Origin of the sequence: Micromonospora sp. CA-248212, from assembly GCF_050948405.1 — a bacterium.
Classification (GTDB): Bacteria; Actinomycetota; Actinomycetes; order Mycobacteriales; family Micromonosporaceae; genus Micromonospora.
The window spans coordinates 5,177,715-5,196,659 of sequence record NZ_CP192023.1 but is presented as its reverse complement, the minus strand read 5'-3'; the positions used below and the strand labels follow the sequence as shown (position 1 = coordinate 5,196,659).

22 protein-coding genes are annotated in these 18,945 nt (G+C 72.6%); 15 read left to right on the top strand and 7 right to left on the bottom strand.

Annotated features, from left to right (window positions below):
• Positions 1 to 34: 34 nt before the first annotated feature.
• The 11 genes from sufD to ACQP03_RS24265 all read left to right on the top strand — a co-directional run bounded on the left by sufD (position 35) and on the right by ACQP03_RS24265 (position 8,207).
• Positions 35 to 1,180, top strand: a complete 1,146-nt coding sequence (gene sufD, locus ACQP03_RS24315; protein WP_433458615.1) for a Fe-S cluster assembly protein SufD — start codon at positions 35 to 37, stop codon at positions 1,178 to 1,180.
• Complete coding sequence (locus ACQP03_RS24310) at positions 1,180 to 1,506, top strand: non-heme iron oxygenase ferredoxin subunit (protein ID WP_357134308.1); 327 nt, start codon at positions 1,180 to 1,182, stop codon at positions 1,504 to 1,506. Before sufD ends, ACQP03_RS24310 begins: the two co-directional genes overlap by 1 nt.
• Positions 1,506 to 2,279 carry a Fe-S cluster assembly ATPase SufC gene (sufC, locus tag ACQP03_RS24305; protein ID WP_357134310.1) on the top strand — a complete coding sequence of 258 codons (774 nt, stop codon included), beginning with the start codon at positions 1,506 to 1,508 and terminating at the stop codon, positions 2,277 to 2,279. Before ACQP03_RS24310 ends, sufC begins: the two co-directional genes overlap by 1 nt.
• A gap of 20 nt (positions 2,280 to 2,299) precedes the next feature.
• A complete protein-coding gene (locus tag ACQP03_RS24300) occupies positions 2,300 to 3,604 on the top strand; it encodes a cysteine desulfurase (RefSeq protein ID WP_357134312.1) in 1,305 nt (434 codons plus the stop codon).
• Between the two features lie 2 nt (positions 3,605 to 3,606).
• A complete protein-coding gene (gene sufU / locus ACQP03_RS24295) occupies positions 3,607 to 4,080 on the top strand; it encodes a Fe-S cluster assembly sulfur transfer protein SufU (RefSeq protein ID WP_355049630.1) in 474 nt (157 codons plus the stop codon).
• A complete protein-coding gene (locus tag ACQP03_RS24290; protein ID WP_357134314.1) occupies positions 4,077 to 4,511 on the top strand; it encodes a metal-sulfur cluster assembly factor in 435 nt (144 codons plus the stop codon). Before sufU ends, ACQP03_RS24290 begins: the two co-directional genes overlap by 4 nt.
• Positions 4,512 to 4,691: 180 nt before the next feature.
• Entirely contained in the window at positions 4,692 to 5,300 is a 609-nt protein-coding gene (locus ACQP03_RS24285; RefSeq protein WP_357134316.1) for a TIGR03086 family metal-binding protein, read from the top strand.
• 715 nt (positions 5,301 to 6,015) lie between these two features.
• Positions 6,016 to 6,648, top strand: coding sequence for a LysE family transporter (locus ACQP03_RS24280; protein WP_357170856.1), 633 nt, complete (start codon positions 6,016 to 6,018; stop codon positions 6,646 to 6,648).
• Positions 6,649 to 6,685: 37 nt separating this feature from the next.
• Complete coding sequence (locus ACQP03_RS24275; protein ID WP_357134321.1) at positions 6,686 to 7,345, top strand: acVLRF1 family peptidyl-tRNA hydrolase; 660 nt, start codon at positions 6,686 to 6,688, stop codon at positions 7,343 to 7,345.
• 194 nt (positions 7,346 to 7,539) lie between these two features.
• Positions 7,540 to 7,839, top strand: a complete 300-nt coding sequence (locus ACQP03_RS24270) for a muconolactone Delta-isomerase family protein (protein WP_357134323.1) — start codon at positions 7,540 to 7,542, stop codon at positions 7,837 to 7,839.
• 2 nt (positions 7,840 to 7,841) lie between these two features.
• Complete coding sequence (locus ACQP03_RS24265) at positions 7,842 to 8,207, top strand: SgcJ/EcaC family oxidoreductase (RefSeq protein WP_357170860.1); 366 nt, start codon at positions 7,842 to 7,844, stop codon at positions 8,205 to 8,207.
• A gap of 60 nt (positions 8,208 to 8,267) precedes the next feature.
• On the opposite strand, the gene ypfJ is transcribed toward ACQP03_RS24265, so the two are convergent.
• On the bottom strand, positions 8,268 to 9,185 hold the full coding sequence (gene ypfJ / locus ACQP03_RS24260; protein WP_357134327.1) for a KPN_02809 family neutral zinc metallopeptidase: 918 nt from the start codon (positions 9,183 to 9,185) through the stop codon (positions 8,268 to 8,270).
• Between the two features lie 245 nt (positions 9,186 to 9,430).
• Between ypfJ and ACQP03_RS24255 the strand changes: the two genes are divergently transcribed.
• Positions 9,431 to 11,035, top strand: coding sequence for an ABC-F family ATP-binding cassette domain-containing protein (locus ACQP03_RS24255; RefSeq protein WP_357134329.1), 1,605 nt, complete (start codon positions 9,431 to 9,433; stop codon positions 11,033 to 11,035).
• A 72-nt stretch (positions 11,036 to 11,107) separates the two neighbouring features.
• Here the strand turns inward: ACQP03_RS24255 and ACQP03_RS24250 are convergent, their stop codons facing one another.
• The gene (locus ACQP03_RS24250) at positions 11,108 to 11,707 is read right to left on the bottom strand and encodes a cadmium resistance transporter (RefSeq protein ID WP_357134331.1); all 600 of its coding nucleotides are present in this window, start codon (positions 11,705 to 11,707) and stop codon (positions 11,108 to 11,110) included.
• Between the two features lie 212 nt (positions 11,708 to 11,919).
• On the opposite strand from ACQP03_RS24250, the gene ACQP03_RS24245 reads away from it, so the two are divergent.
• The 3 genes from ACQP03_RS24245 (at position 11,920) to ACQP03_RS24235 (ending at position 15,051) form a co-directional block, all read left to right on the top strand.
• Positions 11,920 to 12,147, top strand: coding sequence for a helix-turn-helix domain-containing protein (locus ACQP03_RS24245; RefSeq protein WP_007462679.1), 228 nt, complete (start codon positions 11,920 to 11,922; stop codon positions 12,145 to 12,147).
• A 46-nt stretch (positions 12,148 to 12,193) separates the two neighbouring features.
• Positions 12,194 to 12,961, top strand: coding sequence for an enoyl-CoA hydratase/isomerase family protein (locus tag ACQP03_RS24240; protein ID WP_357134333.1), 768 nt, complete (start codon positions 12,194 to 12,196; stop codon positions 12,959 to 12,961).
• Between the two features lie 113 nt (positions 12,962 to 13,074).
• The gene (locus ACQP03_RS24235) at positions 13,075 to 15,051 is read left to right on the top strand and encodes an ABC transporter ATP-binding protein (protein WP_433461211.1); all 1,977 of its coding nucleotides are present in this window, start codon (positions 13,075 to 13,077) and stop codon (positions 15,049 to 15,051) included.
• A gap of 102 nt (positions 15,052 to 15,153) precedes the next feature.
• Here ACQP03_RS24235 and mug read toward each other — a convergent pair whose 3' ends face one another.
• The 5 genes from mug to ACQP03_RS24210 form a co-directional block, all read right to left on the bottom strand.
• Positions 15,154 to 15,726: a G/U mismatch-specific DNA glycosylase gene (gene mug / locus ACQP03_RS24230; protein WP_357134372.1), complete on the bottom strand. Its 573-nt coding sequence runs from the start codon at positions 15,724 to 15,726 to the stop codon at positions 15,154 to 15,156.
• Between the two features lie 143 nt (positions 15,727 to 15,869).
• Positions 15,870 to 16,631: an SDR family oxidoreductase gene (locus ACQP03_RS24225; RefSeq protein ID WP_357170862.1), complete on the bottom strand. Its 762-nt coding sequence runs from the start codon at positions 16,629 to 16,631 to the stop codon at positions 15,870 to 15,872.
• Entirely contained in the window at positions 16,616 to 17,212 is a 597-nt protein-coding gene (locus tag ACQP03_RS24220; protein ID WP_433458609.1) for a hypothetical protein, read from the bottom strand. Before ACQP03_RS24220 ends, ACQP03_RS24225 begins: the two co-directional genes overlap by 16 nt.
• Complete coding sequence (locus ACQP03_RS24215) at positions 17,209 to 18,027, bottom strand: DUF692 domain-containing protein (RefSeq protein WP_433458607.1); 819 nt, start codon at positions 18,025 to 18,027, stop codon at positions 17,209 to 17,211. The genes ACQP03_RS24220 and ACQP03_RS24215 overlap by 4 nt, the downstream gene beginning before the upstream one ends.
• On the bottom strand, positions 18,024 to 18,944 hold the full coding sequence (locus ACQP03_RS24210; protein ID WP_433458605.1) for a TIGR04222 domain-containing membrane protein: 921 nt from the start codon (positions 18,942 to 18,944) through the stop codon (positions 18,024 to 18,026). The genes ACQP03_RS24215 and ACQP03_RS24210 overlap by 4 nt, the downstream gene beginning before the upstream one ends.
• Between the last annotated feature and the right edge of the window lies 1 nt (position 18,945).

Sequence of the window (18,945 nt, the reverse complement as noted above, 5' to 3'; positions counted from 1 at the left end):
CTCGCCGTCACGGAACAGACAGACCAAGGAAGACATGACTACCCAGGCTTCCGCGCCGCCGCCCAGCACCAAGTCGCAGGCGCTGCGCTCGTACGACGTCGCCGACTTCCCGGCCCTCACCGGCCTGGAGGAGGACTGGCGCTTCACCCCGCTCAAGCGCCTCCGCGGCCTCTCGGGCGACGTGCCGGCCGAGACCGGCACGGTCCGGCACGAGTACGGCGACCTGCCCGAGGGCGTGGCCATCAGCCGGATCGGCCGCGACGACGAGCGGATCGGCAGCGTGCTCACTCCGGTGGACCGGGTCAGCGCGCTGGCGTACGGCGCTGCCGCCGAGGCCCTGTTGGTGCGGGTGGCCCCGGACGTGGTGCTCGGCCAGTCGGTGGGCCTGCGGGTGGTCGGCACGGGCGCGGGGCACCCGGCGTTCGGGCACACGTTCGTCGAGATCGGCCGCTTCGCCGAGGCGACCCTGGTGCTGGAGCACGTCGGATCGGCCACCTTGGCCGACAACGTCGAGGTGGTCGTGGCCGACGGCGCGAAGCTGACCCTGGTCACCGTCGCCGACTGGGCCGACGACGCGGTCCAGGCCCAGCACCTGAAGGTCAGGCTGGGTCGGGACGCCAAGGTCATCCACATCCAGGTGTCCCTGGGCGGGGACCTGGTCCGGCAGTTCACCTCGGTGGAGTACACCGGTCGGGGCGGCGAGGCCGAGCTGTACGGCGTCTACTTCGCCGACGGCGGCCAGCACCTGGAGCACCGGCAGCTCGTCGACCACAACGTGCCGGACTGCCGCAGCTACGTCGGCTACCGGGGCGCGCTGCAGGGCGCGGACGCGCACACCGTCTGGGTCGGCGACGTGCTGATCCAGGCCGAGGCGACCGGCACCGACACGTACGAGATCAACCGGAACCTGCTGCTCACCGATGGCGCGCGCGCGGACTCCGTACCCAATCTGGAGATCGAGACCGGCGAGATCGCCGGCGCTGGCCATGCCAGCGCGACCGGCCGCTTCGACGACGAGCAGTTGTTCTACCTGATGGCCCGGGGTATCCCGGAGGGTGAGGCCCGTCGCCTGGTGGTCCGTGGCTTCTTCGCCGAGGTGATCAACAAGATCCCGGTGGAGTCGCTGCGCGAGCGCCTGGGCGACGCGATCGAGGCCCGGCTCAGCAAGGCCGGCGCCTGATGATCCGGATCTGCTCCACCGAGGACGTGCCGAAGGGCACCGCCATCAGAGCGGACGTCGACGGCACCCCGATCGCCCTGGTGCACGGTGAGGACGGCGAGTTCTACGCCGCGTACGACGAGTGCTCGCACGCCGCCGTCGCCCTCTCCGAGGGTGAGGTCGACGGCTGCACGCTGGAGTGCTGGCTGCACGGCTCGCGCTTCGACCTGCGCACCGGCGCGCCGACCGGCCTGCCCGCCACCGAACCCGTACCCGTCTACCCCGTCGAAGTCCGCGACGGCGACATCTACCTGAGCCTGACGCCGAGTAATGGAGTGACCCGATAATGAGCACCCTGGAGATCCGCGACCTGAAGGTGTCGGTCAAGCTGCCCGAGGGTGAGCTCAAGCCGATCCTGGCCGGCGTCAACCTGACTGTGAAGTCCGGTGAGACCCACGCCATCATGGGCCCCAACGGCTCCGGCAAGTCCACCCTGGCGTACTCGATCGCCGGCCACCCCAAGTACGAGATCACCGGCGGCTCGGTGACCCTCGACGGCGAGGACGTCCTCGCCATGACCGTCGACGAGCGCGCTCGCGCCGGCCTCTTCCTGGCCATGCAGTACCCGGTCGAGGTCCCCGGCGTCTCGGTGGCGAACTTCCTGCGCACCGCGAAGACCGCCATCGACGGCGAGGCGCCGAAGCTGCGCACCTGGGGCGGCGAGCTGCGCGGCGCGATGGAGCGCCTGCAGATGGATCCGGCGTTCGCCCAGCGCAACGTCAACGAGGGCTTCTCCGGCGGTGAGAAGAAGCGGCACGAGATCGTCCAGCTGGAGCTGCTCAAGCCGAAGATCGCCATCCTCGACGAGACCGACTCGGGTCTCGACGTGGACGCGCTGCGCGTGGTCAGCGAGGGCGTCAACCGGGTCCGCGACACCGGCGACACCGGCGTGCTGCTGATCACCCACTACACGCGGATCCTGCGCTACATCAAGCCGGACCACGTGCACGTCTTCGTCGCCGGTCGGATCGTCGAGCAGGGCGGCCCGGAGCTTGCCGACAAGCTCGAGGCCGAGGGTTACGAGCGGTACGCCGCCGGGGCCGGTTCGGCCAAGGCCTGAGTGCGAGAGGCGCTGTCGAGATGACCAGCATCGCGATCCCCGAGGGGATGCCGCAGTACGACGACGTGCCGCGTTTCGACGTGGCCCGGGTGCGCGCCGACTTCCCGATCCTCGACCGGGAGATCAACGGGCACCCGCTGGTCTACCTCGACAGCGCCAACACCTCGCACAAACCGCGTCAGGTGCTCGCCGTGCTCGACGAGCACTACGCGCGGCACAACGCCAACGTCTCGCGCTCGGTGCACACGCTGGGCACCGAGGCCACCGAGGCGTACGAGGGGGCGCGGGCCAAGCTCGCCGCGTTCATCAACGCCCCGAGCGTCGACGAGGTGGTGTTCACCAAGAACTCCACCGAGGCGATCAACATCGTGGCGTACGCCTTCTCCAACGCCTCGCTGCGTCCGGACGGCGACCCGCGGTTCCGGCTCGGCCCCGGGGACGAGGTGGTGATCTCCGAGATGGAGCACCACTCGAACATCGTCCCGTGGCAGCTGCTCTGCGAGCGCACCGGCGCGACCCTGCGTTGGTTCCCGGTCACCGACCAGGGCCGGTTGGACGAGTCGGGCCTGGAAGATCTGGTCACCGAACGGACGAAGATCGTCTCGCTGGTGCACATGTCGAACATCCTGGGCACCGTCAACGCCACCTCCCGGATCACCGCGCGGGTCCGTGAGGTGGGCGCGCTGCTGCTGCTGGACTGCTCGCAGTCGGTGCCGCACCTGCCCATCGACGTGGTCGACCTGGACGCCGACTACATCGTGTTCACCGGGCACAAGATGCTCGGTCCGACCGGCATCGGCGTGCTCTGGGGCCGGGGCGAGCTGCTGGCGGCCATGCCGCCGGTGATGGGCGGCGGCTCGATGATCGAGACGGTGACCATGGCCCGGTCGACGTTCGCCGCCCCGCCGGCCCGCTTCGAGGCGGGAACTCCGCCGATCGCCGAGGCGGTCGCGCTCGGCGCGGCGGTCGACTACCTCACCGGGATCGGCATGCCGGCCATCCAGTGGCACGAGAAGGAGCTGACGGCGTACGCGCTGGACGCCCTCGGGTCGGTGCCCGACCTGCGGATCTTCGGCCCGACCGTACCGATCGGCCGGGGCGGCACCATCTCGTTCGCCCTCGGTGACGTGCACCCGCACGACGTGGGCCAGGTGCTCGACTCGCTGGGCGTGCAGGTGCGGGTGGGTCACCACTGCGCGAAGCCGGTGTGCAGCCGGTTCGGCGTTCCGGCGATGACCCGGGCGTCGTTCTACCTCTACACCACCACCGGGGAGATCGACGCCCTGGTGGGCGGTCTGGAGCAGGTACGGAAGGTGTTCGACTGATGGTGCAGCTCGACCAGCTCTACCAGGAGATCATCCTGGATCACTACAAGCACCCGCACGGGCGGGGCCTGCGTGACGCCGACGACCCGGGCGACCAGGTCGCCGAGGCGCACCACGTCAACCCGACCTGCGGTGACGAGGTCACCGTCCGGGTGGCCACCGACGGCACCGTTCTGCACGACATCTCGTACGACGGCATGGGTTGCTCGATCAGCCAGGCCTCGGCGAGCGTCCTGCACGAACTGCTGCGCGGTCGGGGCGCCGGGGAAGCATTCGAGGTGCACGAGGCGTTCGTCGAGTTGATGTCCGGACGTGGCCAGGTCACGCCGGACGAGGACGTACTCGGTGACGGGGTTGCTTTCGCGGGTGTGGCCCGCTATCCCGCCCGGGTCAAGTGCGCGCTGCTGCCGTGGATGGCGTTCAAGGACGCCGCGGCACGCGCCGGTGTGGGCGTGAGCCCGGAGGTGAAGGCATGAGCAGCGAGGATACGGCTACTGCGGCGACGCCGGAGGCCGGCGACACCGTCGCGGCGCAGACCGGCGCGGTGAGTGGCGACGCCGCCGCCCCGGCGGGTGGCGTCAGCAAGGCCATGATCGCCGACATCGAGGAGGCGATGAAGGACGTCGTCGACCCGGAGTTGGGCATCAACGTGGTCGACCTGGGCCTGGTGTACGGGGTGCACGTCGACGACGAGAACGTCGCGACCCTGGACATGACGCTCACCTCGGCGGCGTGCCCGCTGACCGACGTGATCGAGGACCAGGCCCGGCAGGCCCTCACCACCGGCCCCGGTGGCGGCCTGGTCAACGACATCCGGATCAACTGGGTGTGGCTCCCGCCGTGGGGCCCGGACAAGATCACCGACGAGGGTCGGGACCAGCTCCGTTCCCTCGGCTTCAACGTCTGACCCCGACTCCCGACCTTCTCCGTTCGAGCGCGGTGCCCTCCGGGGTGCCGCGCTCGTCGTGTTTAGAGGTGAAATCTATTGTGGAACGGACCGTTCCGGTCTGCTAAGCTGAGTTTGACACGGAGCGGAACGTTCCGTTTCACGGGGAAACTCGGCGGATCAGCGGAGAGGGTCGGGACAATGAACGAGACGGCAGCGGGACAGTGGCGGATCGTGCTCGACGAGGCGCACCGGGCGCTGCGGACGACCGCCGAGGGGATCCCGGCCGAGGCCTGGGACCTCTCCACCCCCTGCGAGCGGTGGACGGTCACCCAGGTGCTCCAGCACGCGACCGGCGACCAGCTCGCCTACGTCGCGGCGATCACCGGCGGATCGGGGCCGGAGGAGGACCCGTTCGCGCCCTCCGGGCGGATCGAGGGGGACAAGCTGACCGGCCTGTACGCCGCCCTCGACGCGTCCGCCCTCGCCTGGGTGGGCGTCGCCGACGAGGATCCGCAGGTGCCGACACCGCTGCCGCACGGCGCGCTGCCGGCCCACCTGGCTGCCGTCGCCGCCGCCCTCGACGCGGCGGTGCACGCCTGGGACATCGCGGTGGCCACCGGTCAGCCGTCCCCGCTCCACGACGACCTGGCCCGCCCCCTGTTCGAGGTCGCGCGGCAGATCGTCGAGCCGCTGCGGTCCTACGGCGCGTACGCGGCGGCGCTCGACCCGGGAGCGGAAGCCGACGACGTGAGCGCGCTGCTCTCCTACCTCGGCCGTGACCCCCGGTGGGCCGAGTCGCGGCACTGACCGGTCCCGATCCACCAAGATCGTGCTCGATCATTGTTGTAGTGGCCTCGGTGTCTCGCCGAGGCCACTACAACATGGTGCGAGCACGATCTTCGATTGGCGCCCGCGGCTCGCCCGCCGGGTGGGAGTGATCGGGCGCCCGATCCCGGCAAGATCTGCGCAACTTCACCGATGTTGCGGTTTCCCGCGTGGCGGATGCAGCAACATCGGTGAAGTTGTGAGGATCTTGGGCGCGGGGCGCGGGGCGCGGGGCGCGGGGCGCGGGGCGCGGGGCGCGGGGCGCGGGGCGCGGGGCGCGGGGCGCGGGGCGCGGGGCGCGGGGCGCGGGGCGCGGGGCGCGGGGCGCGGGGCGCGGGGCGCGGGGCGCGGGGCGCGGGGCGCGGGGCGCGGGGCGCGGGGCGCGGGGCGCGGGGCGCGGGGCGCGGGGCGCGGGGCGCGGGGCGCGGGGCGCGGGGCGCGGGGCGGACTACGACGCCGATCTTGCGCTTTCTGTGCCGACTTAATTCGCGAAGGTGAACATTTCGGCGTCGCTAAGTGCAAGATCGGCGGGCGGATGCGACGGCGCTGCGGGGAAATCCGTTGCGGGGACGACTGCCGGCGCGCAGGATGCCGATGTGATCGAGGCGTACGCGATGCGGGTTCTGGTCCCTGCGACGACTGCCGGTCGTCGACAGCGGCCGGTACCGGGGCGGGCCTCGATCCTGCGTCGACGGCCATGAGCGGGGCGTTCCTCGCCGGTCTGGTGGCCGGCTACGGCGTCGCCATCCCGGTCGGCGCGATCGCGATCCTCATCCTGGGGCTCAGTGCCCGTACCTCGTTCCGGGTCGGCGCGGCAGCGGCCCTCGCGGTGGCGACGGCCGACGGGCTCTACGCGGCGGTGGCCGCGCTGGGCGGCGCGAGCCTGGCCGGGGTCATCGCGCCGGCCGCCGGTCCGCTGCGGGTGGCCGCCGCCGTGGTCCTGTTAGGGCTGGCCGCGCACGGGCTCTGGCGGACCTGGGCTGCCCACCGCTCCCGACGCGCGCCGACGGCGCGGGGCGGTCGGGGGATGGATACTCCGGGCCGCGCCTACGCGGCGCTGCTCGGATTGACCCTGCTGAACCCGACGACGGTGCTCTACTTCGTCGCGTTGGTCCTCGGTCGTCCGGACACGGCCGACGCGGGACCGGTGCCGGCGGCCCTGTTCGTGGCCGGAGTGTTCCTGGCGTCGGCGAGCTGGCAGCTGCTCATCGCCGGTGGCGGCACGGTGGTCGGCCGTGCGCTGACCGGCCCGCGCGGCCGGCTGGTCACGGGCGTGCTCTCCAGCGTCCTCATCGCCGCGCTGGCGGTGGCCGCGGTGGTGCCGGGCTGACGGTCCGGGTGCGCCGGCGGTGGCGTACGGTCGGGCGGTGACCAGTCGACCCGCTGCCGGGGGAGGCCGGTGGGTCGAGGTCGACCCGGCCCGCGTCGGCCGCTGGGTCGAGGGCTTCGCCGACCGGCACGGCCCGCCCACCACCACCGCACGGGAGTACGGGCTGCTGCTGACCGCCCCCGACGGAGCCACCGCCGAGTTGCACACGCCACCCGGGTCACCCGCCAGCGGCGACGTGGCCGCCTTCGTGGCCGCCGCCGGCACGCCGTACCGGATCGGTCTCTTGTTGGCGCGCAAGGGTGCGGTGGCGATCGGCGTGGCGCTCGGCGCCGAGCTGGTGGTCTCCAAGGTGGACACCCGGTACGTGCAGGGGCGCACCGCGGCCGGTGGGTGGTCGCAGCACCGGTTCGCCCGGCGGCGTGACAACCAGGCCAAGGCGGCGCTGGGTGACGCGGCGGACCTGGCCGTACGGCTGCTGCTGCCGGAGGCGGCGAAGCTGGCGGCCCTCGTCTGCGGCGGTGACCGGCGGGCCGTGGACACGGTGCTCGCGGACCGGCGGCTGGCCCCGCTGCTGCCGCTGCGGGCCGAGCGGCTGCTCGACGTGCCGGAGCCTCGACACGCGGTCCTGGTCGCGGCGGTGAGCGCGGCCCGGGCGGTACGGATCCGGTTGCGCGACCCCGCCCCGGCCGCAGACTGACCGCGTCTGGTCCGCGGCGACGCTACCCCCGCCCCGAACGGGCGGCGTGTGGTCAGCGGCGACGCTACCCGTGCCGGATCACGGCGGCGGCGACTGCTCTCGGCTGGCCGCCCCGTCGAGCCGGAGCAGAGATGACCGCCACCCGAACGGGGGTTCGGGGCGTGGTGCGGCGCGCATCGTCGGAGGATGGGCGCGTGGAGTTCCTGGTGGACATGGTGACGACGGTGCCCGCCGGCACCTCGGAGGACGGGGTTGCCGAGATGCGTGCGCGTGAGGCGGCGCGTTCGGCCGAGTTGACGGCGCGGGGCAGTCTGCTGCGCCTGTGGCGGCCGCCGCTGGCGCCGGGGGAGTGGCGTACGTGGGGGCTCTTCGAGGCTGCCGACGCGGACGAGTTGGAGGCGGTCCTCGCGTCGATGCCGCTGCGCGCCTGGCGGCGGGAGACCGTCACGCCGTTGACGCCGCACCCGAACGACCCCGGTCGGCCGGGGCGGTGACCGTGGCCGGTGACGAGGTGGAGATCCTGCGCGCGGTCCTGAACCGGTGGAGGTCGGCGGTCGACGCGCACGAGCCGGACCGCGTCGCGTCGGTCTTCGCGGATGACGCGATCTTCCAGGGCCTGCACCCGTACGCCGTCGGCCGGGACGGCATCGCGGCGTACTACGCGGCACAGCCGCTGGGCCTGACCGCCGCGTACGAGATCCGGGAGACCCGGCGGCTCGCGGACGACGTGGTCCTCGGCTATCTGGAGGTCGAGTTCGGGTTCACCGACCGGCCGGCGCTGAGGGTGTACCTCGGCGTGCTGGTGCGGCGGGTCCACGACGCCTGGTTGATCGGGCACTACCAGGTGTCCCGGCTCGACTGACCACCCAACGACAATCGCGGCAGGCCCGCTCGGAGGGCCTGCCGCGACCGCGTGGAGCTGTCAGAGCTGGTTGGTGCCGAAGGTGTCGCAGGTCTTCGGGTCGCCGCTGTTGTAGCCCTGCTCGAACCACTTCTGCCGCTGGGCGGCGGTGCCGTGGGTGTACGAGCTCGGGTCGCTGCCCCGGCCGGACTTCTGCTGAATGGCGTCGTCGCCGATCGCGCCAGCGGTGTCCACCGCGTCCTGGATGTCCTGCTCGCTGATCGACTTGAAGATCGCCTTGTCGTTCTTCGACTTGGTCTCGGTGGCGTGGTTGGCCCAGGCGCCCGCGAAGCAGTCCGCCTGCAACTCCAGCCGGACCGAGCCGGAGGTAGGCCCGGTCTTGCCGTCCTGCGCCTTGGCCTCGGTGCCGAGCAGGTCCTGCACGTGGTGGCCGTACTCGTGCGCGAGAACGTACGGCTGGGGGAATTCGCCAGTGACGCCGAACTCGGACTTGAGCGTGTCGTAGAAGGTCAGGTCGATGTAGACATGCTTGTCCGCCGGGCAGTAGAACGGGCCGACACCCGAGTCGGCCTGACCGCAGCCGGTGTTCACGCTGTTGCTGAAGAACCGGGTGGTGACCGGCTGGTACTGGTCGCCGAACGCCTTCGGCATGGCGTCCTTCCAGTAAGCCTGGATGGAATTGATGAAGAGGGTGTTGCGGCAGTCCTCGGTCTTGGTCGCGCTCGCGGAGCACTCGGCGTCCAGGCTGGAGTTGTCGGCTGGCTGGTCGCTGCCGCCTCCGCCGCCGAGCTGGCTGAGCCCGAACCCGCCACCGGCCAACGCCAGCACGACGGCGATGATGATGCCGATCAGGCCGCCGCCCCGGCCGCCGCCCCCGGGGATCGGGATCCCGAGGCCTCCGCCCCCGCCGCCTCCGCCGGATCCACGCATGTCCTCTACCTGACTGGTGTCGACCTGCGCGTTCTCGTTCAGCTCCATGATGACCTCGATCGCGTGAAATGTCCTGTGATAGGCCGTCAGCGCCGGACCGGGTCCGGACGGCGATTCGGTACCCGATGATCTTGATTGGTAATCCGGCCCGGCTGCTCGACCGCGCCCCGGTACACTTGTCGCCGTGCCGCGCTGCGAAGGCTGAACCGCCCCGCGCCGACGGGCCCACCGCCCGCCGGCGCTTTCGCGTGCCCTGAGTCAGCCTTCCAGACCCCGAGAGCGAGTCCCACGAGATGATCACTGCCACCGGCCTGGAGTTGCGCGCCGGCTCCCGGATCCTGCTGTCCGACACCACCCTGCGCGTGCAGCCCGGTGATCGGATCGGCCTGGTCGGCCGCAACGGCGCCGGCAAGACCACCACCCTGAAGGTGCTCGCCGGCGAGGGCCAGCCGTACGGCGGGCAGATCGACCAGCGCAGCGCCATCGGCTACCTCCCGCAGGACCCCCGCACCGGCGACCTGGAGGTCACCGGCCGCGACCGGGTGCTCTCCGCCCGCGGCCTGGACGTGCTGATGTCCCAGATGAAGGAGATCGAGGCCCAACTGGCCGAGGACGCCAGCGACAAGTTGGTCCGCCGCTACGGCGCGCTGGAGGACCAGTTCGCCGCCCTCGGCGGGTACGCCGCCGAGGCCGAGGCCGCCCGGATCTGCGCCAACCTCGGGCTGCCGGACCGCGCGCTCGCCCAGACCATCGGCACCCTCTCCGGCGGTCAGCGCCGGCGCATCGAGCTGGCCCGGATCCTGTTCCGGGACGCCGGTGAGAACGGCGGCGGCATCCTGCTGCTCGACGAGCCGACCAACCACCTCGACGCCGACTCGATCACCTGGCTGCGCGGCTTCCTCGCCAACCACAAGGGCGGGCTCATCGTGATCTCCCACGATGGCGCGCTGCTGGAGTCGGTGGTCAACAAGGTCTGGTTCCTCGACGCCACCCGCTCGGTAATCGACGTCTACAACCTGGGCTGGAAGGCGTACCTGGAGGCCCGCGAGACCGACGAGCGACGTCGCCGCCGCGAGCGGGCCAACGCCGAGAAGAAGGCCGGCGCGCTGATGGCGCAGGCCGACAAGATGCGGGCCAAGGCCACCAAGACCGTCGCCGCGCAGAACATGGCCCGCCGCGCCGAGAAGCTGATCTCGGGCCTGGAGGAGGTACGCGTCGCCGACCGGGTGGCAAAGGTCCGCTTCCCCAGCCCCGCCCCGTGCGGCAAGACGCCGCTGACGGCGACCGGCCTCTCCAAGTCGTACGGCTCGTTGGAGATCTTCACCGACGTCAACGTGGCGGTGGACCGGGGTTCCCGGGTGGCCATCCTCGGGCTCAACGGCGCGGGGAAGACGACGCTGCTGCGGATGCTCGGCGGGCTGCTCAGCCCGGACACCGGCGAGGTGCACGCGGGGCACGGCCTGCGGTTGGGCTACTACGCGCAGGAGCACGAGACGCTGGACGTGGAGCGGACGGTGCTGGAGAACATGCGCGCCGCCGCGATCGAGCAGTCCGACACGGACCTGCGCAAGATCCTCGGCGCGTTCCTCTTCTCCGGCGACGACGTGAACAAGCCGGCCGGGGTGCTCTCCGGTGGCGAGAAGACCCGGCTGGCCCTGTCCACGCTGGTCTGCTCGGGCGCCAACGTGCTGCTGCTCGACGAGCCGACCAACAACCTCGACCCGGTCAGCCGCGAGCAGGTGCTCGACGCGATCGCCAACTACCCGGGCGCGATCGTGCTGGTCACGCACGACCCGGGCGCGGTGCTCGCGCTCAAGCCGGACCGCGCGATCCTGCTGCCCGACGGTGACGAGGACGCCTGGAGCGACGACCTCCTCGAACTGGTCGAGCTGGCCTGACCGCTGCGCCGGGCGGTCGGGTGGCCGGACCGCCGGGCCTCAGCCCAGCAGGGTCGACCAGCCGGACCGGTCTCAGCCCAGCAGGTCGACGAGCCGGCCCAGCACGCCGGAGCTGACCAGGATCACCACACCGATGCCGACGAAGATCGCCGGTACCAGCCAGTGCCCGGCACGCTCCACCAGGGCGACCACCCGCCGGTGGCCGCCCAGCCAGGCCGCGGCGGCGCACCACAGGCCGATCAGCACCACGAAGATCAGCAGGAACACCGCGCTGTCGCCGGGGCCGAGAGCCCGGAACACGGGTACGTAGACGGCGACGTTGTCGGCCCCGTTGGCGATCGTCACCCCGGCCACGCCGAGCGTGCCGGTGACCACGGTGGCCGGCTCGTCGTCGTCCCGGTGCCACAGCGCGCGGACGCCCAGCGCGATCGGCAGCAGGCCGAGCAGCCCGGTCCACGGGTCCGGCACGGCCAGCAACCCGGCGGCGACCACCGCGCTGGCCAGCGCGAGCGCGCCGATGCCCAGATATTGGCCGGCGACGATCTGCGCGGTGCGCGGGCGGCCGGTGGTGCGGGCCGCGACGAAGAACAGCGTGAGGATGACGATGTCGTCGATGTCGGTGGCGGCGAAGACGACGGCCGCGCCGGCTGCGGTGCCGAACAGGTCGATCACGTCCGGGAGCGTACGGGTGGAGGTGTCACCGCGCTCGGGTGGACCGTTCGGGTGGCAGAGCGGGACGGTTCGGGAGGATCACTCTATCGGGAACCTGACATTGCATAGCGTGTCGGTTGGCGAAGAGTTGATATCTGGCGCATGATCGTCCGAGGCGGTCTAATAGGTGGGACCGTATCCGAACCGCACAGTCTGGGACGTGAGGACACAGCATGGCAGCCACTGGCACAGCCACCAGCACTGAGAAGGGTCGCCGGATCGTCGGAGCCGAGCGTCAGACGCTCGCCAAGGACCTGGTAAAGCGGTACACCTCGGGGGAGAGCATCCGCGCGCTGGCGGCCTCGACCGGCCGTTCCTACGGGTTCATCCACCGAGTGCTCACCGAGTCCGGGGTTCAGCTGCGTCAGCGCGGCGGTGCCCGGCGCCGCAAGAAGGCGTGACCCGCCCCTTAGCGTCGTTGACCAACGCCGCTCCCCGGGCAGTCCGGTGACCGCCGAGGCGACCGGGGTTCGGCTGACCTGCGACGGGCCGGTCGCCACGGTGACGTTGTGCCGGCCCGACGTGCTCAATGCCCAGACACCGGCCATGTGGCGCGCGATGAGCGAATTCTCGCGCGACCTGCCCGGTGACGTACGGGTGGTGGTGGTCCGGGGCGAGGGGCGTGCGTTCTCCGCCGGTCTCGACCTCGCGGTTGCCGGTGCGTCCGGCCCGGGGTCGTTCGCCGAGCTGGCCACGCTGCCCGAGGACGAGTGCGCCGACCGGATCGCCGAGTTCCAGGGCGGCTTCAGCTGGCTGCACCGGCCGGACGTCATCTCCGTGGCGGCGGTGCAGGGGCACGCGATCGGCGCCGGCTTCCAGCTTGCCCTCGCCTGCGACCTGCGGGTCCTCGCCGCCGACGCGAGGTTCTCGATGGCCGAGGTGACACTCGGGTTGGTGCCCGACCTGGCTGGCACGAAGCGTCTCGTGGAGCTCGTCGGCTACTCCCGGGCGCTGGAGATCTGCGCCACGGGCCGCCGGCTGGACGCCGCCGAGGCCGACCGGATCGGGCTGGCTACTCTCGTCGTACCCTCGGGAGAGCTGGACGACGCGGTCCGCGACCTCACGGCGGGCCTGTTGGCCGGCCCGCGGGACGCGGTGGTGGAGATCAAGGCGCTGCTCGCCGGCGCGGCCGGGCGGTCGCACGCCGACCAGCAGCGGGCCGAGCGTGAGGCGCAGACCCGCCGCCTGCGCGATCTCGCCGGCCGGGGCGAATAGTAAGGACCGCGCGGGAAGATCCGGGTTACGACCGAGGTTGTCACACCTGTCGGGAGAATTGACCCGACAGCGCGGTCCGCCCGACGACCCGGAGGTGAGTGGTGTCCAGCCCGATGTCCGGCGGTGGCATGGCCGGGTGGAGCATGCTCCGGTCGATGCGCAACCGCGACGAAGTCTCCACCCACCGGCTCAAGAGCGGGGTGGCCCGCCGCATCGTCGCCTTCGCCCAGCCCTACCGGCGCGACATCGTCGTCTTCCTGGCCACGGTCGTGCTCGCCGCCATCATCGGCGTCGCCACGCCGGTGCTCGCCGGTGACGTGATCAACGCGATCAACCGGGGCGGCACCGAGGCTGGTCGGCTCATCGTCCGGTTGGCCCTGTTCATCGCCGGGCTGGCGGTCGCCGACGCGTTGCTGTCCCTGGCCCAGCGGTGGTATTCCGCCCGCATCGGCGAGGGCATCATCCTCGACCTGCGCACCCGCGTCTACGACCACGTGCAGCGGATGCCGTTGCAGTTCTTCACCCGCACCCAGACCGGCGCCCTGGTCAGCCGGCTCAACAACGACGTGCTCGGCGCCCAGCGCGCGTTCACCTCCACCCTGTCCGGCGTGGTCAGCAACGTCATCCAACTGGTGCTCACCGCCGCGGTGATGTTCACCCTCTCCTGGCAGATCACCGCGCTCTCGCTGGTGCTGCTGCCGATCTTCATCATCCCGGCACGCCGGGTGGGCCGGCGGCTGGCCGACATCACGCGCGAGGCGTACAACCTCGACGCCAAGATGAACGCGACGATGACCGAGCGGTTCGGGGTGGCCGGCGCGCTGCTCGTGAAGCTGTTCGGGCAGCCCGAGATCGAGGCCCGCCGGTTCGCCGACCGGGCCGAGCGGGTGCGTGACATCGGCATCCAGTCCGCCATGTACTCCCGGACATTCTTCGTGGCGATGCTGCTGGTCGCCTCGCTGGCGCAGGCGCTCACCTACGGTCTCGGCGGCTGGCTCGCCGTCACCGGCGGCGTCAGCGCGGGCACCGTCGTGACCCTCGCGCTGCTGCTCACCCGCCTGTACGGGCCGCTCACCGCGCTCTCCAACGTCCGCGTGGACGTGATGAGCGCGCTGGTCTCCTTCGACCGGGTCTTCGAGGTGCTCGACCTCAAGCCCGGCATCGTGGAGAAGGCCGATGCCGTCCCGGTGCCCCGGGGCGCCGGCCGGGTCGACTTCCGCGACGTGCGCTTCCGCTATCCCAGCGCGGCCGAGATTTCCCTCGCCTCGCTGGAGGAGGTCGCCACCCTCGACCGCACCGTCAGTGAGCCGGTGCTCAAGGGCGTCTCGTTCAGCGTCGAGCCGGGGCAGATGGTCGCCCTGGTGGGGCCGTCGGGCGCGGGCAAGTCGACGCTGTCGATGCTCGTCTCCCGGATCTACGACGTCTCCGACGGCCAGGTCCTGGTCGGCGGGGTGGACGTGCGCGACGCGACGCTCGCCTCCCTGCGCGACGAGATCGGCGTGGTCACCCAGGACTCGCACCTGTTCCACGAGACCATCGCCGAGAACCTGCGCTACGCCAAGCCCGACGCCACCGACGACGAGATCTGGGCTGCGCTCGCCGGCGCCCAGGTCGCCGACCTGGTCCGGTCGCTGCCCGACGGTCTGGACACGACGGTGGGGGAGCGCGGCTACCGTTTCTCCGGCGGCGAGAAGCAGCGCATCGCCATCGCCCGACTGCTGCTCAAGGCCCCGTCGATCGTCATCCTCGACGAGGCGACCGCACACCTCGACTCGGAGAGCGAGGCCGCGGTGCAGCGTGCGCTGTCGGTGGCGCTGGCCGGACGTACCGCCCTGGTGATCGCCCACCGGCTCTCCACCGTCCGGGACGCCGACCAGATCCTCGTGCTCGACGGCGGTCGGATCGTCGAGCGGGGCCGGCACGACGAGCTGGTCGCCGTCGGCGGGCTCTACGCCGAGCTGTACCGCACCCAGTTCGCGGTCGCCGACTCGCCCCGCCCCTTCGTGGACGCGACCGGCCCCGAGCCGGTGGTCATGCCCCTGGGCACCTACGTCGCCGACGAGGCGATGCCGCCGGCCGCCGCCAACTGACGGACGCCTTGGTTGATCGACTCGGGTTGCTGGAAGTCGCGGTCTCCCGGTCGCGTCGACGGCCCGACTTCCTTGACGTCGAGTCGATCAACGGCGACACGGTCAGGTCGGGCGGCGCACCCGCAGGCCCGTCGCCGCGCGCAGCTCGGCGAACGCCGCGCCCAGCGTGACCGGTGTGAAGTGGGCGTTCAGCCCGCTCGGGTTCGGTAGCACCCAGAGCCGGGAGCCGGCCAGCGACTCCGGTTGCGGCCCGAAGGCCGCCTTCGGCCGTTGGAAACCGATCCGGTACGCGGTCACCCCCACCACGGCCACCCAGCGTGGTGTGAATCGGGCCACCTTGTCGGTCAGGACCGCGGCGCCGTCGAGCAGTTCCGCGGCGCTCAGCTCGTCGGCGCGGGCGCTGGCCCGGGCGGCCATGTTGGTGATGCCGAGGCCGAGGGGCGGTAACTCGACCTGCTCGCTCGGGTGCAGCAGTCGGGGGGTGAACCCGCCCAGGTGCAGCGCCGGCCAGAACCGGTTGCCGGGCCGGGCGAAGTGCCACCCGGTCGCGGCCGACCAGAGGCCGGGATTGATGCCGACGAAGAGCACCGACAGCGCTGGCGCGAGCACGTCCGGGATGGTCCGGTCCGCGGCTGCGGCCAGGTCCGTCTTGGTCGGACGGGACCGCGTGTTGATCGACCCGGGTTCTTGGAAGTCGGGGTGTCCTGGTCGCGTCGACGGCCCGACTTCCTGCGAGCCGAGTCGATCAACGGCCGGGTGACCGGGCTGGGTCGGCCCGTGCGGCGTGACCGCACGGGAAGCTCGCGGTCGGTCAGGCTTCACAGGCCCCGCAACGCGCCGCCGTCGACCGGCACGGTGAGGCCGGTCAGGTAACTCGCGGCGGGGGAGAGCACGAACGCGGCCACCCGACCGAACTCGGCCGGGTCGCCGAGGCGTCGCAACGGGATGAGGGCCTCCGCCTCGGCGCGGGCGCGCTCCGGGTCGCCGGTCGCGGCGAACAGCTCCCGGTTGCGGTCCGTCATGATCCGGCCGGGCAGCAGGCCGACGACGCGTACGCCGCGCGGGCCGTAGTCGTCGGCGATGTCCTTGGCGACGCCGACGAGGCCGGGCCGCAGGCCGTTGGAGATGCCGAGGCCGGGCACCGGCCCACGGGCCGACGTGGACAGCACCAGCCCGATCGCGCCCCCGTCGGGCAGGGCCCCGGCGACGGCGCGCGCGGTGCGGACGGTGCCCAGGAAGACGGTCTCGAAGGAGTTCCGCCACTGCTCGTCGGTGATCGACGCGGCGTTGCCGGCGGGCGGGCCGCCGACCGAGATCAGCGCGCCGTCGAGCCGGCCGAAGTGGGTGCGGGCCGCCGCGACGAGCCGCTCCGGGGTCTGCGGGTCGGTCAGGTCCGCGGCGACGCCGACCGCCTTGCCCGGACCGCCCAGCTGCTCGGCGGCGGCGGCCACCGCGTCCGCGTCCCGCGCCGAGAGCACCACCCGGGCACCGTCGGCGACCAGGCACTGCGCCGTCGCGTAACCCAGGCCGCGGGAGGCGCCGGTCAGCACGTACACGCGGTCGGTCAGTCCGAGATCCATAACGCCGATCCTGCCCGATCCGGAGCGTCCCCGCCAACGTTGGCGGCGGGGCGCAGCAGACGTACCCGACCGGCGACCTGCACCGCGATGGCGCCGCCGGCGCGGGCGACGGCCGGCAGCCGGCGCGGACGTGGCGCGGTGTGCCCGTCGTAGCGCAGGGCCGCCTCCCGGACCGCCAGCTCCTCCGCGCCCGATGGCGGCAGCGCGGCCCGCCCGCGCAGGGTCCGGGCCAGATCCCAGCCGTCGCGCAGCGAGCCGGTCGTGGGGCGGCCGGCGGCCCAGTCGACGAAGGTCGACAGCCACGCCGGGCCGAGGCCGGCGGCGAGCAGCGGCCAATGCCGGGCCACCTCGCCGGCGCGCTTGTTCAGCAGCGCCGCCCGGGCGGCGGCCAGCGGCCCCACCGCGAATCCGGCCGGCGACGGACCTCCGGCGACCAGCGCCGCGACCAGCTCCGCCTGCCGCGCGGCCAGGCCGGGCCGGGGTGCGGGCCGCTCGGGTGCGCCGTCCCGGTCGCCGCCGGCAGCGCCGGTCAGGTCACGGCCGGGAGCGCCGGTCAGGTCACGGCCGGCAGCGCCGGTCATGTCACGGCCGGGAAGCCGGACGCCGCGGCCAGGGCGTCCAGTTCGGCGCGCAGCTCGGCGGCCGGCGGGTACCCGCCGTCGCGCTCCAGCAGCAGCGCCGGCGGCCGTCGCCGGGCACAGAGCGCGCCGACCAGCTCCAGCACCTGCGGCGGCATGGGATGGGTGTGCGTGTCGTGGTAGAAGCCGCCGTGTTCGGCCCCGCCGGCCACGTGCACGTAGCCGATCCGGTCCAGCGGCAGCCGGTCGAGCAGCGCGAGCGGGTCGGTGCCCCGGTTGCGGGCGTTGGCGTGCACGTTGGCGACGTCCAGCAGCAGCAGCGCGCCGGTCCGGTCCAGGATCTCGGTGAGGAAGTCCGCCTCGTCCAGCTCGTCGTCGGGCCAGGCGAAGAGGGCGGCGATCGGTTCCAGCGCGATCGGCACCGGCAGCTCGGCCTGCGCGCGGGCCACGTTCGCGCAGACCGCGTCGACCGCCTCCCGGCTGCGAGGGAGCGGCAGCAGGTGCCCGGCCTCCAGCCCACCGGCCCGCACGAACGCGATGTGCTCGCTGACCAGCGGGGCGTCCACCCGCTGCGCGACGGCGGCCAGGTGGGCGATGCGGGCCGGGTCGACCGGTTCGACGCCGCCGAGGGAGAGCCGCACCCCATGGGGTACGACTGTCACACCGCGCTCGCGCAGCCCCGTCAGCCCGACCGGAAGGGGCCCGGCCGACGCCACGGACTCGGCCACCACCTCGACGAAGCGCAACCCGGGCAGCTCGGCCACGAAACCGGCGATCTCGGGACGCCAGCCGATGCCGACGCCGTACGGGCCGGTCACCCGCCGCACCCACCGCCGCCGCACCCGCCGCCTCCACCGCAGGAGCTGCCGCCGCCGCAGGAGCTGCCGGTCGTACCCGAGGACCCGGTGCCGGCACCCGACGACCAGCCGCTGCTGGCGATCGCCTGGCGCTGGATCTCGGCCTGCGCGGCGAAGCCCGGGTCGATGGCCCACAGCGACACCGTGCCGTACAGCGCCACGCCCATCGCCGCGCCGGCCGCGCCGTAGGTGGCGTACGCGGGGGACGAGTCGGGTGCGAGGTGGCGGTGTCGGTTCCGCAGGTCGCGCAGCGCGCTGCGACCGGCCGGGGTGGTCTCCGGCACCCGCCAGAGCAGCAGCACCGCCACCGCCACGCCGACCAGGGTGAGCAGCAGGAAGCCCACCGGTCGGCCGTTGGCCAGCCCGGCGAACAGCCGTACGACGCCGAACACCAGCAGGGCGGCGAGGAGCAGCCGCCACTGTTGTGCGGTGACCCGCCGCGCCGGGTTCACTCGCAGTCCCCGCTCTTCGAGGCGGGCCCCGAGCTGGTCGAGCGCGGCGGCCACCCGCTCGTCCTGGGCCAGGTCCCGGGCTCGGACGCCCTGGTGGGCGGCCCAGTGGATCGCCTGCTTCAGTGGGGTGAGCCCGGTCGGGGCCGGGCCGGTGGTGCGCAGGTGACGATCCGGGCCGACGTCGATCGCGCCGCTGCTCCGCAGGCCGCCCAGCGCGGCGTGCACCGCGAGGGTCGGCCCACCGTTGAGGTAGCCGACCTCCTCGGGGTCGAGTCGCTTGCTGACGGGGGGTTCCGCGCCGGCGGTGAGGCGCACCCGGTGCAGCACCGCGACGGCGGCCACCACGACGGCCGCCACGAGGTAAAGCCGCAGGAAGGTCGGACCGGGGACACCCCAGGTGTCGCCCGAGGCGGCGTGGACGATCATC

What these genes read in the sequence shown, in the direction of transcription:
- sufD (WP_433458615.1), top strand. Translation starts at nt 35, where the DNA reads ATGACTACCCAGGCTTCCGCGCCGCCGCCCAGCACCAAGTCGCAGGCG.
- ACQP03_RS24310 (WP_357134308.1), top strand. Translation starts at nt 1,180, where the DNA reads ATGATCCGGATCTGCTCCACCGAGGACGTGCCGAAGGGCACCGCCATC.
- sufC (WP_357134310.1), top strand. Translation starts at nt 1,506, where the DNA reads ATGAGCACCCTGGAGATCCGCGACCTGAAGGTGTCGGTCAAGCTGCCC.
- ACQP03_RS24300 (WP_357134312.1), top strand. Translation starts at nt 2,300, where the DNA reads ATGACCAGCATCGCGATCCCCGAGGGGATGCCGCAGTACGACGACGTG.
- ACQP03_RS24290 (WP_357134314.1), top strand. Translation starts at nt 4,077, where the DNA reads ATGAGCAGCGAGGATACGGCTACTGCGGCGACGCCGGAGGCCGGCGAC.
- ACQP03_RS24285 (WP_357134316.1), top strand. Translation starts at nt 4,692, where the DNA reads ATGAACGAGACGGCAGCGGGACAGTGGCGGATCGTGCTCGACGAGGCG.
- ACQP03_RS24280 (WP_357170856.1), top strand. Translation starts at nt 6,016, where the DNA reads ATGAGCGGGGCGTTCCTCGCCGGTCTGGTGGCCGGCTACGGCGTCGCC.
- ypfJ (WP_357134327.1), bottom strand. Translation starts at nt 9,185, where the DNA reads ATGGAGCTGAACGAGAACGCGCAGGTCGACACCAGTCAGGTAGAGGAC.
- ACQP03_RS24255 (WP_357134329.1), top strand. Translation starts at nt 9,431, where the DNA reads ATGATCACTGCCACCGGCCTGGAGTTGCGCGCCGGCTCCCGGATCCTG.
- ACQP03_RS24245 (WP_007462679.1), top strand. Translation starts at nt 11,920, where the DNA reads ATGGCAGCCACTGGCACAGCCACCAGCACTGAGAAGGGTCGCCGGATC.
- ACQP03_RS24235 (WP_433461211.1), top strand. Translation starts at nt 13,075, where the DNA reads ATGTCCGGCGGTGGCATGGCCGGGTGGAGCATGCTCCGGTCGATGCGC.
- ACQP03_RS24225 (WP_357170862.1), bottom strand. Translation starts at nt 16,631, where the DNA reads ATGGATCTCGGACTGACCGACCGCGTGTACGTGCTGACCGGCGCCTCC.
- ACQP03_RS24220 (WP_433458609.1), bottom strand. Translation starts at nt 17,212, where the DNA reads ATGACCGGCGCTGCCGGCCGTGACCTGACCGGCGCTCCCGGCCGTGAC.
- ACQP03_RS24210 (WP_433458605.1), bottom strand. Translation starts at nt 18,944, where the DNA reads ATGATCGTCCACGCCGCCTCGGGCGACACCTGGGGTGTCCCCGGTCCG.